This window comes from Citricoccus sp. NPDC079358, assembly GCF_040702545.1.
Lineage (GTDB): Bacteria > Actinomycetota > Actinomycetes > Actinomycetales > Micrococcaceae > Citricoccus.
The window spans coordinates 155,732-173,276 of the sequence record NZ_JBFBLI010000008.1 but is presented as its reverse complement, the minus strand read 5'-3'; the positions used below and the strand labels follow the sequence as shown (position 1 = coordinate 173,276).

Annotated in this window: 16 protein-coding genes; 13 read left to right on the top strand and 3 right to left on the bottom strand. The window is 69.3% G+C overall.

Translation table 11 applies throughout. The annotated features are described in order from the left end of the window. Positions 1-91: 91 nt before the first annotated feature. Positions 92-853 carry an IclR family transcriptional regulator gene (locus AB0333_RS11725; RefSeq protein WP_115930974.1) on the bottom strand — a complete coding sequence of 254 codons (762 nt, stop codon included), beginning with the start codon at positions 851-853 and terminating at the stop codon, positions 92-94. A gap of 103 nt (positions 854-956) precedes the next feature. Between AB0333_RS11725 and leuC the strand changes: the two genes are divergently transcribed. The 6 genes from leuC to AB0333_RS11695 all read left to right on the top strand — a co-directional run bounded on the left by leuC (position 957) and on the right by AB0333_RS11695 (position 7,448). Beyond that, positions 957-2,462 (top strand): 3-isopropylmalate dehydratase large subunit, encoded by a 1,506-nt coding sequence (gene leuC / locus AB0333_RS11720; protein WP_366218847.1) that lies wholly within the window; start codon positions 957-959, stop codon positions 2,460-2,462. A gap of 1 nt (position 2,463) precedes the next feature. After that, entirely contained in the window at positions 2,464-3,066 is a 603-nt protein-coding gene (gene leuD / locus AB0333_RS11715) for a 3-isopropylmalate dehydratase small subunit (protein ID WP_366218846.1), read from the top strand. A gap of 120 nt (positions 3,067-3,186) precedes the next feature. Further along, positions 3,187-4,515, top strand: a complete 1,329-nt coding sequence (gene murA, locus AB0333_RS11710; protein ID WP_366218845.1) for a UDP-N-acetylglucosamine 1-carboxyvinyltransferase — start codon at positions 3,187-3,189, stop codon at positions 4,513-4,515. A gap of 10 nt (positions 4,516-4,525) precedes the next feature. Beyond that, positions 4,526-5,263, top strand: a complete 738-nt coding sequence (locus tag AB0333_RS11705; RefSeq protein WP_366218844.1) for a lysophospholipid acyltransferase family protein — start codon at positions 4,526-4,528, stop codon at positions 5,261-5,263. Continuing rightward, complete coding sequence (locus AB0333_RS11700; protein ID WP_366218843.1) at positions 5,260-6,297, top strand: NAD(P)H-dependent glycerol-3-phosphate dehydrogenase; 1,038 nt, start codon at positions 5,260-5,262, stop codon at positions 6,295-6,297. Before AB0333_RS11705 ends, AB0333_RS11700 begins: the two co-directional genes overlap by 4 nt. Then, on the top strand, positions 6,294-7,448 hold the full coding sequence (locus AB0333_RS11695; protein ID WP_366218842.1) for a D-alanine--D-alanine ligase family protein: 1,155 nt from the start codon (positions 6,294-6,296) through the stop codon (positions 7,446-7,448). The genes AB0333_RS11700 and AB0333_RS11695 overlap by 4 nt, the downstream gene beginning before the upstream one ends. A gap of 36 nt (positions 7,449-7,484) precedes the next feature. Here AB0333_RS11695 and AB0333_RS11690 read toward each other — a convergent pair whose 3' ends face one another. Next, positions 7,485-8,090, bottom strand: a complete 606-nt coding sequence (locus AB0333_RS11690; RefSeq protein ID WP_366218841.1) for a DUF3515 family protein — start codon at positions 8,088-8,090, stop codon at positions 7,485-7,487. 171 nt (positions 8,091-8,261) lie between these two features. Between AB0333_RS11690 and AB0333_RS11685 the strand changes: the two genes are divergently transcribed. From AB0333_RS11685 to rsmD, 5 genes are read left to right on the top strand one after another with little or no spacing between them, the layout of a single operon-like run. Then, entirely contained in the window at positions 8,262-9,347 is a 1,086-nt protein-coding gene (locus AB0333_RS11685) for an LCP family protein (protein ID WP_366218840.1), read from the top strand. 29 nt (positions 9,348-9,376) lie between these two features. Then, positions 9,377-10,855 carry a polysaccharide biosynthesis tyrosine autokinase gene (locus AB0333_RS11680; RefSeq protein ID WP_366218839.1) on the top strand — a complete coding sequence of 493 codons (1,479 nt, stop codon included), beginning with the start codon at positions 9,377-9,379 and terminating at the stop codon, positions 10,853-10,855. Positions 10,856-10,865: 10 nt separating this feature from the next. Then, positions 10,866-11,873 (top strand): DAK2 domain-containing protein, encoded by a 1,008-nt coding sequence (locus AB0333_RS11675; RefSeq protein WP_245952041.1) that lies wholly within the window; start codon positions 10,866-10,868, stop codon positions 11,871-11,873. Next, positions 11,870-14,128, top strand: a complete 2,259-nt coding sequence (locus AB0333_RS11670) for an ATP-dependent DNA helicase RecG (protein WP_366218838.1) — start codon at positions 11,870-11,872, stop codon at positions 14,126-14,128. The genes AB0333_RS11675 and AB0333_RS11670 overlap by 4 nt, the downstream gene beginning before the upstream one ends. Before the next feature lie 23 nt (positions 14,129-14,151). Further along, positions 14,152-14,814, top strand: a complete 663-nt coding sequence (gene rsmD, locus AB0333_RS11665) for a 16S rRNA (guanine(966)-N(2))-methyltransferase RsmD (protein WP_366218837.1) — start codon at positions 14,152-14,154, stop codon at positions 14,812-14,814. Here the strand turns inward: rsmD and AB0333_RS11660 are convergent. After that, positions 14,782-16,032: an aminotransferase class I/II-fold pyridoxal phosphate-dependent enzyme gene (locus AB0333_RS11660; protein ID WP_366218836.1), complete on the bottom strand. Its 1,251-nt coding sequence runs from the start codon at positions 16,030-16,032 to the stop codon at positions 14,782-14,784. The two genes, rsmD and AB0333_RS11660, sit on opposite strands and share 33 nt — an antisense overlap. A 23-nt stretch (positions 16,033-16,055) precedes the next feature. Between AB0333_RS11660 and coaD the strand changes: the two genes are divergently transcribed. Together coaD and galU are read left to right on the top strand one after the other, a co-directional pair. Then, entirely contained in the window at positions 16,056-16,526 is a 471-nt protein-coding gene (gene coaD / locus AB0333_RS11655; RefSeq protein WP_366218835.1) for a pantetheine-phosphate adenylyltransferase, read from the top strand. Positions 16,527-16,555: 29 nt separating this feature from the next. Next, a complete protein-coding gene (gene galU, locus AB0333_RS11650) occupies positions 16,556-17,467 on the top strand; it encodes a UTP--glucose-1-phosphate uridylyltransferase GalU (protein ID WP_366218834.1) in 912 nt (303 codons plus the stop codon). Positions 17,468-17,545 lie beyond the last annotated feature (78 nt).

Sequence of the window (17,545 nt, the reverse complement as noted above, 5' to 3'; positions counted from 1 at the left end):
CCGCTGCCGCCCCGGGTCAGTACTACCCCGTCCTCGCCGACCCTGACCCTTCACACTCCGCGGGTCATCAAATCACTACCGACCCACGCACCTAGCGTGCCTGGGTGTGCGTGGTCCGGATCAGTTCGGTGAGGTTGTGCGCGTGGCGCATCACCGTCTCCGCGTGGACCCGTCCGGGTTGGCGGGTCAAACGTTCGATGGGTCCGGAGATGGACACGGCGGCGATCACCCGTCCGCTCGGACCGCGCACCGGTGCCGAGACGGAGGCGACTCCCGGCTCGCGTTCCCCCAGTGACTGGGCCCAGCCACGGCGCCGGACGGCGGCCAGCACCGTGGGGGTGTAGACGGCCCCGTTGAGGCCCTCGACGAGCCGTTCATTGTCCTCCCACGCCAGCAGCACCTGTGCGGCAGAGCCGGCCTTCATGGACAGCCGCGTCCCGACTGGAATGGTGTCGCGGAGCCCCACCGGCCTCTCAGCACTGGCGACGCACACGCGGGCGTCGGCCTGCCGGCGGAAGAGCTGGGAACTCTCCCCGGTGGCATCCCGCAACCGGGACAGTACCGGGCCGGCGGCCGCCGTCAGCCGGTCCTCACCGGCAGCCGAGGCCAGCTCGGAGAGCCTGCTGCCCAAGACGTAGCGGCCCTGCAGGTCACGGCCGACCAGCCGGTGATGGACGAGTGCCGAGGCGAGGCGATGGAGGGTGGGCCGCGCGATGCCCGTGGCGGACACCAACTCGGCCAGCGACGTCGGCCCGGCCTCGAGGGCATCCAGGATGGCGGCGGCCTTGTCCACCACGCCGACCCCGCTCGGGGTGTGGAGGGCCTGCGGTGTCTCGTGCTCCGAAGTGTCCATACTCTGATACTAGCGTCTCAGTATGTGAGACATTCGCGGCCGTGATGGCTACCGTCGGCGCCGCGGTGCCAGAGTATGGATGTCACTGGTGGAAGGACACGAGATGGTAGCCCAGGCATCCCCTGAAAACGTAGCCGCAACAGTCGCAACGGCCTCAACAGCAGCAGTCCCGCGCACGCTGGCCGAGAAGGTCTGGCAGGATCACGTGGTGTTCCCCGGCAGCGGTGCCGGCGACGCCCAGACCCCCGACCTGCTGTACATCGACCTGCACATCATGCACGAGGTCACCAGCCCACAGGCCTTCGAGGGGCTACGCCTGGCGGGCCGCACCGTCCGGCGCCCCGACCTGACGATCGCCACCGAGGACCACAACACCCCCACGTTGGAGATCGACAAGCCGATCGCCGATCCGGTCTCGGCCAAGCAGATCCAGACCCTGCGGGACAACGCCCAGGAGTTCGGCATCCGGCTCCATTCCCTGGGCGACGCCGAACAGGGCATCGTCCACGTGGTGGGGCCACAATTGGGCCTCACCCAGCCGGGCATGACCGTGGTGTGCGGCGACTCGCACACCTCCACGCACGGCGCTTTCGGAGCCCTGGCCTTCGGCATCGGCACCTCCGAGGTCGAGCATGTGCTGGCCACTCAGTCCCTGCCACTCAAGCCATTCAAGACCATGGCCATCACCGTCGAGGGCACCCTCCGGGAGGGGGTGACCGCCAAGGACATCATCCTCGCGGTCATCGCGAAGATCGGCACCGGTGGCGGGCAGGGGTACGTCCTGGAGTACCGGGGTTCGGCCATTCGGGCGCTGTCCATGGACGCGCGCATGACCATCTGCAACATGTCGATCGAGGCCGGTGCCCGCGCCGGTATGATCGCCCCGGACGAGACGACCTTCGAGTACATCAAGGGCCGTCCCCACGCCCCCCAGGGCGAGGACTGGGACGCCGCCGTCGAGTACTGGTCCAGCCTGCCCACGGACGAGGGTGCCACCTTCGATGCCGAGGTCTTCCTGGACGCCGACGAGCTGGAGCCCTTCGTCACCTGGGGCACGAACCCGGGGCAGGGTGTGTCCCTCAGTGACACCGTTCCGAACCCGGAGCACTTCGACGACCCGAACGCCCGGGCCGCCGCCGAGCGGGCGCTGGAGTACATGGACCTGACCGCCGGCATGCCGATGAAGGACATCCGGGTGGACACCGTCTTCCTGGGCTCCTGCACCAACTCCCGGCTCGAGGACCTGCGCACGGCAGCCGCGATCATCGAGGGGCGGACCAAGGACGAAAACGTGCGGATGATCGTGGTCCCCGGCTCCGCCCGGGTGCGACTGGAGGCGGAGGCCGAAGGCCTGGACCGCGTGTTCAAGGATTTCGGTGCCGAATGGCGCTTCGCCGGCTGCTCCATGTGCCTCGGGATGAACCCGGATCAGTTGGCCCCGGGAGAGCGGTGCGCGTCCACGTCCAACCGCAACTTCGAGGGGCGCCAGGGCAAGGGTGGCCGCACCCACCTGGTCTCGCCGGTGGTCGCGGCCGCAACCGCGATCCGAGGCACGTTGTCCTCGCCGTCCGACCTGACGGCATTCGAATCCGAACTGCAGGAGGCCTGACATGGAACCCTTCACCAGCCACACCGGGATCGGCGTTCCGCTGAAGCAGTCCAATGTGGACACGGACCAGATCATCCCGGCGGTCTACCTCAAACGGATCACCCGTACCGGTTTCGAGGACGCCCTGTTCGCCGGCTGGCGCAAGGACCCGGAGTTCATCCTGAACCGGGAGCCCTACTCGGCCGGTTCCGTCCTGGTGGCGGGCCCGGACTTCGGCACGGGTTCCTCTCGCGAGCACGCGGTGTGGGCCCTGAAGGACTTCGGGTTCAGAGTGGTCCTGTCCGCCCGCTTCGCGGACATCTTCCGCGGCAACTCCGGCAAGCAGGGCCTGCTGGCCGCCGAGGTGGACCAGCAGGACATCGAGCTGATCTGGAAGGAGCTCGAAAACCATCCCGGCACGGAGGTGACGGTGGACCTGGAGGCTCGCACCGTGACGTGCGGTTCGTTCAGCACCGGATTCCAGGTGGACGACTACACGCGCTGGCGCCTGATGGAGGGGCTCGATGACATTGGCCTCACCCTGCGCACGGAGCAGGAGATCACCGACTTCGAGACGAGCCGCCCGGCCTACAAGCCCGCCACGCTTCCGGCCCGGACCGCGTGATCCCGGACTGATCCGGCTTCGCCCCGTATGCTGGTGTGCGGATCTGCGCCGGGCACGTCCCAGCCATCCGCACACCAGCGACGGCCCGTTCCGGCGGGCCACGGAGGAATGCCACTGTCTATGGGAAATCTGCTGACGATCAACGGCGGTAAGCCGCTCGAAGGACGCGTGACCGTCCGTGGCGCCAAGAACCTGGTGCCGAAGGCCATGGTGGCCTCGCTGCTGGGCAGCAAACCGTCGATCCTGCGCAACGTCCCGGAGATCCGGGATGTGGACATTGTCACAGGCCTGCTCTCCGTCCACGGGGTCAAGGTCTCTAAGGATCCGGAGACCGGGGACCTCTCCCTGGATCCCGCGGACACCAAGTCCGCCACCAGCTCGGAGATCGACGCCCACGCCGGCGACTCCCGCATCCCCATCCTGTTCTGCGGCCCCCTGATGCACTCCATCGGCGAGGCCTTCATCCCGGATCTCGGCGGCTGCAAGATCGGCGACCGGCCGATCGACTTCCACCTGACCGTGCTGCGCAACTTTGGCGCCGTGGTGGAGAAGCGACCCGGCGGCATCCACATCTCGGCACCGAAGGGGCTCACCGGCGCCAAGCTCGAGTTGCCGTACCCCTCCGTGGGCGCCACCGAGCAGGTGTTGTTGACCGCAGTGAAGGCCGAGGGCATCACGGAGCTCAAGGGCGCCGCCGTGGAGCCGGAGATCCACGATCTGATCCACATCCTGCAGAAGATGGGCGCCATCATCACGGTGCAGACTGATCGCACCATCCGGATCGAGGGCGTCGACGAACTCTCCGGGTTCAACCACCAAGCTATCCCGGACCGCAACGAGTCGGCGTCCTGGGCCTCGGCCGCACTCGTGACCCAGGGGGACATCTACGTCGAGGGCGCCATGCAACGCGACCTGACGGCCTTCCTGAACATCTACCGGAAGATCGGCGGCGAGTTCGAGGTCGACGATCACGGCATCCGCTTCTGGCACGGCGGGGGGAGCCTCAAGCCCCTCGTCCTGGAGACCAACGTCCACCCGGGTTTCATGACGGACTGGCAGCAGCCGCTCGTGGTGGCGCTGTCCCAGGCCGAGGGCGTCTCGATCGTGCATGAGACGGTCTATGAGAACCGCTTCGGGTTCACCGACGCACTCGTGCGGATGGGCGCCTCCATCCAGTTGCACCGTGAGTGCCTGGGGTCCGTGCCGTGCCGTTTCGGTCAGCGCAACTTCCTGCACTCTGCCGTCATCTCCGGACCGACGGAACTGCGCGGGGCGGATTTCGACATCCCCGACCTGCGCGGCGGGTTCTCCCACCTCATCGCCGCCCTCGCTGCCCAGGGAACCTCGCGTGCCACCGGCATCGAGATCATCAACCGCGGCTATGAGAAGTTCATGGACAAGCTCATCGGCCTCGGGGCAGACGTCGAGTTGAGCAGCCCGGGCCGGTAGGGGACCACTCGTGACCGAATCCACCGGACTGCGCGCCGGCTACTTCGCGGCGGCCTCCCTGGTCCGTCCCGCGCTCAACGCCATCATGTCCAAGGAGTGGCAGGGCGCTCACCACATCCCGGAATCGGGATTCATCGTGTGCGCCAACCACATCTCCAACCTGGACCCGTTGGCCCTGGGTCACATGATCTACAGTCTGGGCCACCTGCCGCACTTCCTGGCCAAGTCCGAGCTGTTCCAGCTGCCGGTCGTGGGCGGGATCATCACCGGGTTGCGGCAGATTCCCGTGGACCGCGCCCGGGGCGGCAACGAATCGCTCGTGGCCGCAGACCGGGTCCTGTCCGAGGGCGGCGCGATTATCATCTATCCCGAGGGAACGCTGACCGCAGACCCCGAGCTGTGGCCCATGAAGGCCAAGACCGGGGCGGCGCGATTGGCTCTCAAGGCCGGGGTGCCGGTCATCCCGGTGGCCCAGTGGGGCATCCATGAGGTGCTGCCGAAGACCGCCAAGGCGCCCCGGCTCCGGCCCCGCCGGACGGGACGGATCCGCATCGGCGCCCCCGTGCCCCTGGAGGACCTGAGGGAGTCCACGCTGACCCGAGCCGTGCTGGAGACCGCCAGTGAACGCATCATGACGGCCATCACCGGCGAACTCGAGGTCCTCCGTGGCGAGGATGCGCCGGAGGGACGGTGGAATCCGCGCACCGGGCAACGGGAAGCGGGCCACCGGGGCCAGGGGATCTCGTGAACGCGCGCCCCGAGAAGCTGGTGGTGGTGGGAGCCGGCAGCTGGGGGACCACCTTCGCGAAGGTCCTGGCGGACAGCGCCATCGAACGAGGGGTGGTCGAGCCGGAGATCGTGCTCTGGGCCCGCCGCCCCGAGGTGGCCGAGGACATCACGGCCCGGAAGCGCAACACCGACTACCTCCCGGACATCGACCTGCCGGCATGCCTGAGCGCCACCACCGACCTGGCGGAGGCCGTGGCCGGTGCCGGACTCGTGGTATTGGCCATCCCCGCCCAGGAGGTCCGCGGGCACCTGCCGACCATTCGCGCCCACCTGGACCCGGCCGCCGTCGTGGTGTCCTTGGTCAAGGGGCTGGAACGCGGTAGCGACGCCCGGATGAGTGAGCTGTGCGCGGAAGAACTCGGCCTGCCGGAGGAGCGGTTCGCCGTGGTGTCCGGGCCGAACCTGGCCCTGGAGATCGCCCGGCAGGAGCCAACGGCGACCGTGGTGGCTTCAGCGGACCCGGCCACGGCCGAGTGGATCGCGGTGCGGACCTCGGGCCCGTACTTCCGGCCCTACACCAACACGGACGTGACCGGCGTTGAGATCTGCGGCGTGGTCAAGAACGTGATCGCGCTGGCCGTGGGGATCTGCGACGGGCTGGGCTACGGGGACAACTCGAAGGCCTCCGTCATCACCCGCGGGCTGGCCGAGACCGCACGTCTGGTCGAGAGCCTCGGGGGCCAGGCCGAGACCCTGGCCGGGCTCGCCGGGCTGGGCGATCTCGTGGCCACGTGTGCCTCGCCCCTGTCCCGCAACAGGACGGCCGGCCGGTACCTCGGCCAAGGGCTCAGCGTGGAGGAAGCCACCGCGCGGCTCAAGCAGACCGCCGAGGGCATGAAGTCGGTCTCCGCGGTGGTCGACCTCGCCCGGCGACACGGCGTGGAGATGCCGATCAGCGAGGCCATGAATGCCGTGATCGCGGGCGCCCTCGATGTAGACACGCTGGCGGGGCTGCTGCTGGCCCGTGACCTCAAACCGGAAGGACGATCGTGACCACGGAATCAGACCGCAACGCACGGCTCGGGTCTGGCGCCCATGGCCGGCTCCGCGTGCTGGTGCTCTTCGGAGGCCGCTCCAGCGAGCACCCGATCAGCTGCATCACCGCCTCCGGCGTGCTGAACGCCATGGACCCGGACCGGTACGAGGCGGTGCCCGTCGGGATCACGGCGTCCGGCCGGTGGCACGGCTTCGAGGCAGATCCGGCGCAGTGGAACCTGCCCGGCGGGGACCTACCGCACGTCCCGGAGCCGGCCGATCCGCTCGCGTTGCGCTGTTCCGAGGGGGGCGGCCATGAGCTCGTCTCCGTGGCCAGCGGGGAATCACACGGGGCCATCGACGTGGTGTTCCCGCTGCTGCACGGGCCGTTCGGTGAGGACGGGACCCTGCAGGGAGAGCTCGAGATGGCCGCCGTGCCCTACGTGGGCGCCGGCGTGCTCGCCTCGGCCGTGGGCATGGACAAGCACTTCATGAAGGTCGCCTTCCAGGCCGCCGGGCTGCAGGTCGGACCGTGGGAGACCATCACGGACCGCCAGTGGCGTGGTGAGCGGGAGGCCGTTCTCGAGAGGGTCGCCGCTCTGGCCTTCCCCGTGTTCGTCAAGCCGGCCCGGGCGGGCTCGTCCTTCGGCATCACCCGGGTGGCGGGCGCCGAGGACCTCGCAGCAGCGATCGAGGAGGCCCGCCGCTTCGACCCCAAGGTCGTCGTCGAGGCCGGGATCGTCGGCCGCGAGATCGAGTGCGCGGTGCTGGATGGCCATGGAGTCCAGGCACCACGGGCCTCCCTGCCCGGTGAGATCGTGGTCCACGACGGCTCCGGTCAGCACGAGTTCTACGATTTCCAGGCCAAGTACCAGGACGACACCGCGGCAGACCTGTCCTGCCCGGCCGACCTGCCCGAGGCGGCCATCGACACGGTGCGCCGGCTCGCCATCGTGGCCTTCGACGCCGTGGACGCCGAGGGTCTGTCCCGCGTGGACTTCTTCTACACCCCCGCCGGCAGTTTCGTCATCAACGAGATCAACACGATGCCGGGCTTCACCCCGATCAGCATGTATCCCGCCATGTGGGAGCGGTCCGGGCTGGCCTACGGCGAACTGATCGACGAACTCCTGCAGCTCGCTCTCGAGCGCGGCACCGGGCTCCACTAGGTCCGGCGCGGCGGTCTTCTCGGAGCTGCGGCACCACTACGACGACGGCGCGTCCGTCTCCGGGATCGGCGCCTGGGTGGGGGCCGAGGTGGTGCACCCGCCGGTGGCGGGGATGCGTCCCACAGCCGAGGAGAGATCCACCATGACCGAGCTCGACGCCGCCCGGGTGTCATCGAACAGCACCTCGATGGCGGGGGAGCGGCCATAGGTGGTCAGCGTCCAGAAATCCCCGTCGTCCCGCGTGACCCAGTCGATGCCGTTGGCCGTCACGCAGTGCTCGGTGGTGGGCCCCGGGACGGGGACGCCACAGCGGAGGATGACGGCAGAGGGCTCGCCCCAGGCGGCCGTGGCCTGGCTGTCCGTCTCCCGGCGGTCGAAACCTGCGACGGCGTCCGGCAGGGATACCATGGCCTCGGCACACACCGGGTCGGTCGCCTCCGGGGCCGCCTCGACATCGGCGACGGGCGCGGTGCATCCGCTGACGACCAGGCCGAGTCCCACCACGGCGACGGCCCCGACGGATCGGAAGCTGCGAACCCGGGACAACCGGGGGCGGGACAGCCGAGTAACGGCCGTTGTGGTGGAACGCTCGGGGCAGGTGGTCGTCACAGGATTGCGGGGAGGCACGCCGGGGGAAAGCATGCTGACAGCCTACGATGAGGGCCCGTGACGGTGCTTTATCATGGGACGAGCACCACAGGCGAGGGGCCATGACGGGCAGGATCCCTATGGCACGCGCACCGAGGGCCACAACGCCACCGTTGCCGCGTGTGACCCACTGCCACCGATACCGACCGACCCCGGAGGACCTCTGTGTCTGAACCCTCGTCTGACCTCTCCGACTCCATGGGTGACACGGGCGATGGCGGATCCGGGGGCCAGCGCGACCGCGGTCACCGCAAGAAGGGGAAGAACCGGGCCGTCTGGCTGACGCTCGGCATCGTCCTGGTCCTGGTCATCGGGGCCGGCGCCGTGGCCATCGGATACCTGGCGAACCTCGCCTCCACGTTCGACAACGACACGCAACGCTTCGAGACGACGTTCCCGGAGGCGGATTCCCGTCCCACCAAGGCACCGGCCGAAGAGGGTAAGGAGGAACCGCTGAACATCCTGCTGCTCGGCTCCGACTCCGGCGGCGGCTCGGGAGAGACCGAGAACCTGGCCGGGGTACCCCAGGCTGGGCGGTCCGACACGATGATGTGGGTCCACATCCCGGGTGACCGGGAGGCGGTCTACGTGATGTCCGTCATGCGCGACCTCTGGGTGGAGATCCCGGGCGAGGGAACGCACAAGCTCAATGCCGCCTACTCCTTCGGTGGCGTGCCGAAGACGGTCCAGACCCTGGAGAGCCTGTTCGGCACCCGGATCGACCACGTGGCTGCCGTGGACATGGCTGGATTCGAAGGCCTGGTGGATTCGCTCGGAGGCGTGGACATCACCGTTCCGGAGTCCTTCCAGGCGGGCAATGGCGGCCATTCCTTCCAGGCGGGCGCCCAGCACATGGACGGGGACACGGCCTTGTCCTTCGTCCGCGAGCGTTATGCCTTCTCCGACGGCGACTATTCGCGCGTCGGAAACCAGCAGTTGTTCCTGAAGGCGGTGGCCCAAAAGGTCCTGACCGCGGAAACGCTGACAAACCCCGGCAGGATCTCGGATATGGTTGGTGGGTTGTCTCCATACCTGACGCTCGATGAAACCCTTAACTCAGGGGAATTGATCTCCATCGGCAGGACCATGACGGACATCCGTTCGGACGACCTGGAGATGTTCACGGTGCCCACTAACGGCGTGGGCCGCGCGGGGGGCCAGTCAGTCGTCTGGCCGGACGAACAGGCGATTGAGGAGATCGGCGCAGCGTTGAGCCAGGACGATGTGGCCTCCTACCTTTCCGGTCAGTGACCGGCACACACTTACGAAAGGATCGCGACTTGGACCTTCGCGACTACATCCGGATCCTGCGGAACAATTGGCTGTCGATTCTGTTGGTGACCCTCTTGGGGGTGGCCGTCGCAGCCGGTGCCACGGCACTGACGAAGCCGACATACACCGCCCGGACACAGATCTTCGTGGCCGTGAACTCCGGTGATACTGCGAGCGACATCCTGCAGGGCTCCAGCTTCTCCGAGAAGCGGGTCACGTCCTATGTCACCCTCGCCACCAGCCCGCGCGTCCTGCAGCCTGTCATCGAAGACCTCGGCCTGGACCTGACCGTGCAGGGGCTGGCCGCCACGATCGAGGCCACGGCCCCGCCGCAGACCGTGCTGATCAACCTCTCGGCCAGCCATGAGGACCCGGCCCAGTCGGCAGAGATCGCCAACTCCGTGGCAGAGTCGCTGATCGCGACCGTGTATGAGGTGGAGGACCCGGAGGGCGCCAACGACCCCCTGGTGGACCTATCCGTGGTGGAGCAGGCGTCCGTGCCGCTGACCCCGTCGAGTCCCCGAGTGGCCCTGAATCTCGTCCTGGGCCTGGTGGTCGGCGCCGCACTCGGTGTGGCCTTCGCCCTGCTGCGTACGCTTCTGGACTCCCGCATCCGCAACCGCGAGGATGTGGAGCGCATCACTGACGCCGCGATCCTGGGTGCCTTCGCCGACCACAAGTCGGCCGAGGATGAGCCGATCATCTCGCTGGACGACCAGTTCGATCCGCGGGCCGAGAACTACCGTCAGCTGCGCACCCACCTGAAGTTCACGAATGTGGACGGCGGCACCCAGTCCGTGGTCGTGACCTCCTCCATCCCGGGCGAGGGCAAGACCACCACCGCGTGCAACCTCGGCATCATGATGGCCGAGTCGGGCAGCCGGGTCGTCATCATCGACGCCGACCTCCGCCGTCCGCGCGTCGCGAAGACACTCGGCTTGGAAGGAGCCGTGGGCCTGTCCACGATCCTGTCCGGCCAGATCGACCTCGAGGACGCCATCCAGTCCTGGGGTCCTGAGGGCGAACTGGACATCATCACCTCCGGCGAGATCCCGCCGAACCCCTCCGAGCTGCTCGGCTCCGAGGCCATGCGCCGCCTGCTGCGCCAGCTCGAGGGACGCTACGACGTGGTGCTCATCGACGCCCCGCCGCTGCAGCCGGTCACCGACCCGACGGTCCTGGCCTCCATGGCCTCCGGTGTCCTGCTCGTCACCCGCGTGGACGGTTACGTCCACCGTGAGCAGCTGCAGGGCGGTCTGGACAGCCTGGCCTCCGTGGACGCCCGTGTGCTGGGCCTAGTGCTGACCCGCGTGCCGCAGAAGCGTGGCACGTACTACGCGTACCAGTACGCCTATGAGTCGGACGCCGTGGAACCCACGTCGGCCCGCCGTTCCCAGGGCAGCCGTTCCTCCGGCGCCGGTGGCGCCTCCACCCGGGGCAAGGGACAGTCCAACCAGAAGGCCCTGACGGGTATGCGATTCCGGTGAGGCGCCCGGCATGACCATGGACGACACTCCACGCCGGAGTCCCTCGCGGGTGCACCAGTGGCTGGAGCTGGCGGAGACCGTCCTGGGCAATGCCTCCGATCGGATGGATGCCATCAACATCTTCCCGGTCCCGGACGGTGACACCGGCAGCAACCTGTACGGCACCGTTCGCGCCGCCCGTGCCGCGGTGGCCGAGGAGACCACGGAGGACGTTGGCGCCCTGATGTCCCTCGCCGGCCGCGCCGCGCTGGACCAGGCCCGAGGTAACTCCGGGACGCTGCTGGCCGTGATGCTGATCGGCATGTCCGAACCGCTGACCGGCCACGAGCGACTCGCGGCCCCGACGCTGGCCTCGGCTCTCGAACGCGCCCAGACCAGCTGTTGGGCCGCCCTGTCCGATCCGCAGGAGGGCACCATGCTGACGGTGCTCGCGGCGGCCGCCCGCGCGGCGTCCGAGCATGCCGCCGGGCTGCGGGGTCAACCGGACGACCAGGTCATGAGCCGCCGGGAACTCGGTGCCGCACTGGACGCCATCGTGGGCGCGGCCTGGCAGGCCGTGGTCCAGACGGAGGGCCAGCTGCCGGCCCTGACGGCAGCACACGTGGTCGATGCGGGCGGCATGGGACTGTTGCTGGTGCTCGACTCCCTGCGGGCCACGGTCATGGGCACCAGCATCGACCCGGGTCTGCTGGACGGACTGCACGGGTTCTCCGCCTCGGACCCGCACATCCACGAGGGCCTGGACTCACCGGTGGGCTACGAGCTGATGTGCAGCATCTCGCTGGATCCCCTCACGGCCGCCACCCTCCGGTTCGAGCTCAATGACATGGGGGACTCCGTGATCATGAGCCCCGTCGGCACCTCCGGTGAGGAGAGCGGCGAGCCCAACGCCCCCGTGCGGTGGAGACTGCACGTGCACGTGGACGACCACGCGGCGGCAGAGGCCCTGGTCCGCAAGGCCGGCGAACCGGAGAACCTGGTGATCACCTCCCTGCAGGACCCGGAGACCGCCGGGTGAGACCCGATCCGCTCAACCAGCCGCTCGACCGGCTCCTGGGCGGCCGCACCGGCCAGCGCCTGGACAGGGAGATGGGCCTCAGTACCGTCCGGGACCTGTTGGAGCACTTCCCCCGGCGCTGGATCGAACGCGGGGAACTGACACCGATCGCCTCCCTGCCCGTGGGCGATCAGGTCACCGTGGTCGCCCGAGTGGTGTCCGTGGACCGCCGGAACATGCACTCCCGGCGCGGGTTCATCGTGGACGTCACGGTGACGGACGACGACCCGTTGCGTCCGGCCTCCCTCGACATGGCCTTCTTCAACAGCTACGAGGCACTGCGCCGGCTGCAACCGGGCCACCGGGCCATGTTCCATGGGAAGACCGCCCTCTACCGGGGTGAGAAGACGCTGAACAACCCGGACTTCTCCGTGCTGGACGAGGCCGAGGTGCCGGGCGAGGAGGACCTGGCTCCGGTGCCGCTCTATCCGGCCACGGCCAAGGTTCCCAGCTGGGTCCTGCGGGCCAGCATCGGCACCGTCCTGGACGCCCTTGACGCGGACGCACTCCAGGATCCGGTCCCGGCCGACCTGCTCGAGGAGGCGGCCACGGACGGCGTCCCTCTGCCCGGACTCGCCGCCGCGTATCGGGACTTCCACCGCCCGGCCGTGGTGGCGGACGCGCTCAGGGCCCGGCGCCGGTTCGCCCTGCAGGAGGCTCTGGTGCTCCAAGGGGCGCTGGCAGTGCGGCGCCATGCGGCGGCGATGCCGGACGCGGTGTCCCGCGCCGCCGTCGGGAACGGGCTGCTGGCCGCCCTGGACGCACGACTGCCCTTCACGCTGACCGACGGCCAGGTCTCCGCCGGGGAGGCGATCTCAGCCGACCTGGCCCGTGGCCGGCCCATGAGCCGGCTGCTGCAGGGCGAGGTGGGCTCCGGCAAGACGCTCGTGGCCCTGCGCGCCATGGCGCAAGTTGTGGATGCCGGCGGGCAGGCGGCCCTGGTCGCCCCGACGGAGGTGCTGGCCGCGCAGCACTACCGCTCCCTGACGGTCACGCTCGGCCCCCTCGCGCACGCCGGCCGGCTCGACGCCCCGGACGGACCCGCCACCGAGGTGGTCCTGTTGACTGGTTCTCTCACGACCGCCCAGCGACGTGAGGCGTTGCTGAAGATCGCCTCCGGCCAGGCCGGTCTGGTGGTCGGTACCCATGCCCTGTTCTCCGGAACCGTTCAATTCGCCGACCTGGGGCTGGCGGTCGTGGACGAGCAGCACCGCTTCGGAGTGGACCAGCGCGAGGCGCTGCGCCGAGAGAACCCCGGTACCCACCTGCTGGTCATGAGTGCCACTCCGATCCCTCGTTCCGTGGCGATGACCGTGTTCGGCGACCTGGACCTGACGCTTCTGCCCGGGCTGCCGTCCGGTCGGCAGCCGGTGGCCACCCACCTCGCCCGGATGGCCCATGGCCCCCGGATCATCGGCCGCGTCTGGGAGGTGATCGCCGAACAGGTGGCCGCGGGACACCAGGCGTTCGTGGTGTGCCCCAAGATCGACCCGACCGACCGCCGGGACAACCCTGACAATCCTGACAACTCCGCCAGTCCTGCCAGTCCTGACAACCCCGCCAGTCCGGACAACTCCGCTGGCACGGCCCGGGACCACCGTCACGACGCTGCGGTCGAGGACATGGTGCCCCGGCTCGCCTCCCTGCCCGTGTTGCAGGGCGTGCGCATCGCCGGACTGCACGGTCGGCAGGACCAACAGACCCAGGCGGAGACCATGAGCCGCTTCGTGGCCGGGGACCTCGACATCCTGGTGGCCACCACCGTGGTCGAGGTCGGCGTGGACGTGCCCAACGCCACCGTCATGGCCATCCTCGATGCGGAGGCCTTCGGGCTGTCCACCCTCCACCAGCTGCGCGGGCGGGTGGGCCGTGGTGCGGCCCCGGCCACCTGCCTGCTCGCCACCCGCCTGCCGGACGGGCATCCGGCGATCGACCGGCTCGAGGTGGTCGCCGGCACCCAGGACGGGCTCGAGATCGCGCGCGCCGACGTCCAGCAGCGTGGCGAGGGGGACGTGCTCGGGGCCGCCCAGCACGGCGGGAGCCGGCTGAAGGTCCTGCGGGTGCTCCAGCACGCTGACCTCATCGAGCTGGCCGCCGGATGGGTTGCCCTACACCAGTCCGCCGCGGGCACGCTGGACCACCCGGAGCTGGCGGCGGCCGTGCAGGCCTGGGAGGCGGGCCATGAGGACACCGGCGACTACATCGAGAAGGGCTGACCGGGCCCGCCCGAAGGAGACAGATGCCAAGGATCATTGCCGGCCAGGCCGGATCACTGCAGCTCGAGTCCGTCCCGGGACAGGCCACCCGGCCCACCACTGATCGCACCCGCGAGGCCCTCTTCTCCTGGCTGGCGAGCCGGGGCTGGTTGGAGGGCACCGCCGTCGTGGACCTGTTCGCCGGTTCCGGTGCCCTGGGTGGCGAGGCGGCGAGCCGGGGCGCCGAGAGGGTGCTGCTGGTGGAGCGGGATCGGCGGGCCGCCGCCGTGTGCCGGCGGAACGCGGCCGCCGTCAACCAGCGTGTGGGCCGGAGCGTGGTCCAGGTGGCCGCCGGGGACGTGGACCGGGTGCTCTCTGAACCCACCGGCGCCGGCCCCTGGGACCTGGTCCTGGCCGATCCGCCGTATCCGCTGGGCGGTTCCGAACTGGCGGAGACGCTCCAGCGGATCTCCACCGTCCTGGTGCCGGACGGCCTGCTGGTCCTGGAACGCTCGGCCCGATCGGCCACACCGGACTGGCCCGAGGACTTCGAATTGCTGGAATCCCGGACCTACGGCGAGACCATCCTGTACTTCTGCCTACGATCCGGTCCGGGCGAGGCGGAGCAGGCCCCAGGCGATGCCCCAGGGGATGGGACGGCTGGGGCCGGGACGTCAGCCGGAGAGGGCCCGGCCCAGCCCCTGTAGCCGGGCCACCGCCTCGGTCAGGACCTCGGGAGACTTGCAGAAGGCCCAGCGCATCCAGGACCCGAACGGAGCGGGACCACCCGGGTGAGCCGGCGGCCCACACAGGGCTCCCACCGGGATGCCCACGACGCCGGCCCGCTCGGCCAGCACCGCGGCTGCGGCCCGCGCGTCGTCCACTCCGAGGTCGGCCAGGTCGGACACGGTGAAGTACCCGGCAGCCGGCACCACGGGATCGAGTCCGGCCGAGCGCAAGCCGGCCACCAGGGTGTCACGGGCGGAGCGGTAGCGGTCGCGCTGCTCGACCAGGAACCCGTCGCCCTCCGGCAGGGCTCGGGCGATGGCCGCCTGGTAGGCGGGGCCGGACGAGTAGGTGAGGAACTGCTTGACCGAGTACACCGACTCCACGAGGTCTGCCGGACCGGTGAGCCATCCCACCTTCCAGCCGGTGAGGGAGAAGCTCTTGCCGGCGGACGAGACGGTCAGCGTGCGCTCCCACCCGCCGGGCACGGAGGCGACGGGGTGGTGGCGGCCCCCGAAGACCAGGTGCTCGTAGACCTCGTCGCTGAGGATGAGGACGTCGTGCCGCGCACAGAGGGCCACGATCCGGGAGAGGACTGCGGGCGGAATCACGGCCCCGGTGGGGTTGTGTGGGGTGTTCAGCAGCAGGATCCGGGTGTACCCGGTGATGGCCGACTCCAGGGCCTCGAGATCCGGTTGGAAATCCGGTGCGGCGAGCGGCACGGTGACGAACCGGGCCCCGGTCAGGGCCGCGACGGCCGCATAGGAGTCGTAGTACGGCTCGAAGGCCAGGATTTCGTCACCCGGCCGCACGAGGGCCAGCAGCGCCGCGGCGATGCCCTCGGTGGCACCCGTGGTCACCAGGACCTCGCGGTCCGGGTCCACCTCCAGCCCATAGTGGCGGCGCTGGTGGTCCGCCACCGCCCGGCGGAGCGCGGGGTCGCCCCGGCCCGGGGCGTACTGGTTGGCGTGCTCGACTCCTTCCGCCCGGCCCGTGACGATCGCCTCGGCCGCCAGAGACCGGATCCACTCCGGGCCGTCGGCGTCCGGGAAGCCCTGCCCCAGGTTGACCGCTCCGTGCCGGCGCGCCAACCGGGTCATCGTCTCGAAGATCGAGGGCGGGTGACGGGGTGTGACGGGGGTTCGCGCGGAAACGTGGGGGACGGCACCTGGGTGGTGCGGCTGTCGTGCGGCGGGCATGGGCTCCATAGTATGTTCGGTGCATGCGTCGAGCCGTCTGCCCCGGATCCTTTGACCCCCTGCACCACGGCCACGTGGAGGTGATTGCACGGGCCACCAACCTCTTCGATGACGTCATCGTGGCGGTCTCCACGAACTACGCGAAGAAGTACCGGTTCGACGTGGACACCAGGATCGAGATGATCCGGGAGACCGTCTCCTCGCTCCAGGGGATCTCCGTCGTGCCCATGGGGGAGGGACTGCTTGCCGAGTTCTGCCGCAAGGCCGGTGCCAATGCCATCATCAAGGGCCTGCGCGACACCGCCGATCTGGAGTACGAGATGCCGATGGCGGCGATGAACCGACACCTGACCGGCGTGGAGACCGTGTTCCTGCCCACCGACAGCCGTTACGCACACCTGTCCTCCACGCTCATCAAGGAAGTGAGCCAGCTCGGAGGAGACGTCTCGGAGTTCGTGCCGCGGGCGGTCATGCGGCGGCTGAACGAGTCGTGATGGTCACCCGGACCCGTTATCCTGCAGCCATGACTGAACGCTCGCAGAATCCTCGCACCCAAAAGGCCATCATCCCCGCCGCCGGGCTGGGGACCCGGTTCCTGCCGGCCACCAAGGCCATGCCCAAGGAGATGCTCCCGGTGGTGGACAAGCCGGCCATCCAGTACGTGGTGGCGGAGGCCAAGGCCGCCGGGCTGAAGGACCTGTTGATGATCACCGGCCGCAGCAAGCGTGCCCTGGAGGACCACTTCGACCGGGTTCCGGCCCTCGAGCGCAGCCTGGAGCTCAAGGGGGACTTCGGCAAACTGGACAAGATCCAGGAGGCCACCAACCTCGGTAACATCCACTATGTGCGCCAGAACGATGCCAAGGGGCTGGGGCACGCGGTGTGGTGCGCCAAGCAGCACGTGGGACGCGAGCCGTTCGCCGTGCTGCTCGGTGACGACCTGATCGATGAGAAGGAAGACCTGCTGGAGCGCATGATCGACGTCCAGCAGGAGAAGGGCGGCTCGGTCATCGCCCTCATGGAGGTCCCCCGCGAGAACATCTCCGCCTACGGGGTGGCCGAGGTCTCCACGGTGGCAGGGGGGCCGGAGGACGTCGTGCGTGTCACCGGGCTCGTGGAGAAGCCCCCGGTGGAGGAGGCACCCTCCAATTTGGCCGTGATCGGCCGCTATGTGCTGGACCCTGCGGTCTTCGACATCCTCGAGCGCACGGAGCCCGGCCGCGGGAATGAGATCCAGCTGACCGACGCCCTGCAGGTCCTGGCCGAGGGGCAGGGGGAGGGGTTCGGTGTGCATGCCGTGGTGTTCAGCGGTAAGCGCTATGACACGGGTGACAAGCTGAGCTACCTGAAGGCCGTGATTGAGCTGGCCAGCGCCCGTGAGGACCTGGGCCCGGACCTGCGCCCCTGGCTCAAGGAGTTCGCGGCCGGACTCTGAACCGCATCCGCGAGTCGCGGGCTTCGGGCGGGTAACTCGATGTCACAGTGAGTGGTGTCCCAGGCGACGCTAGGATGT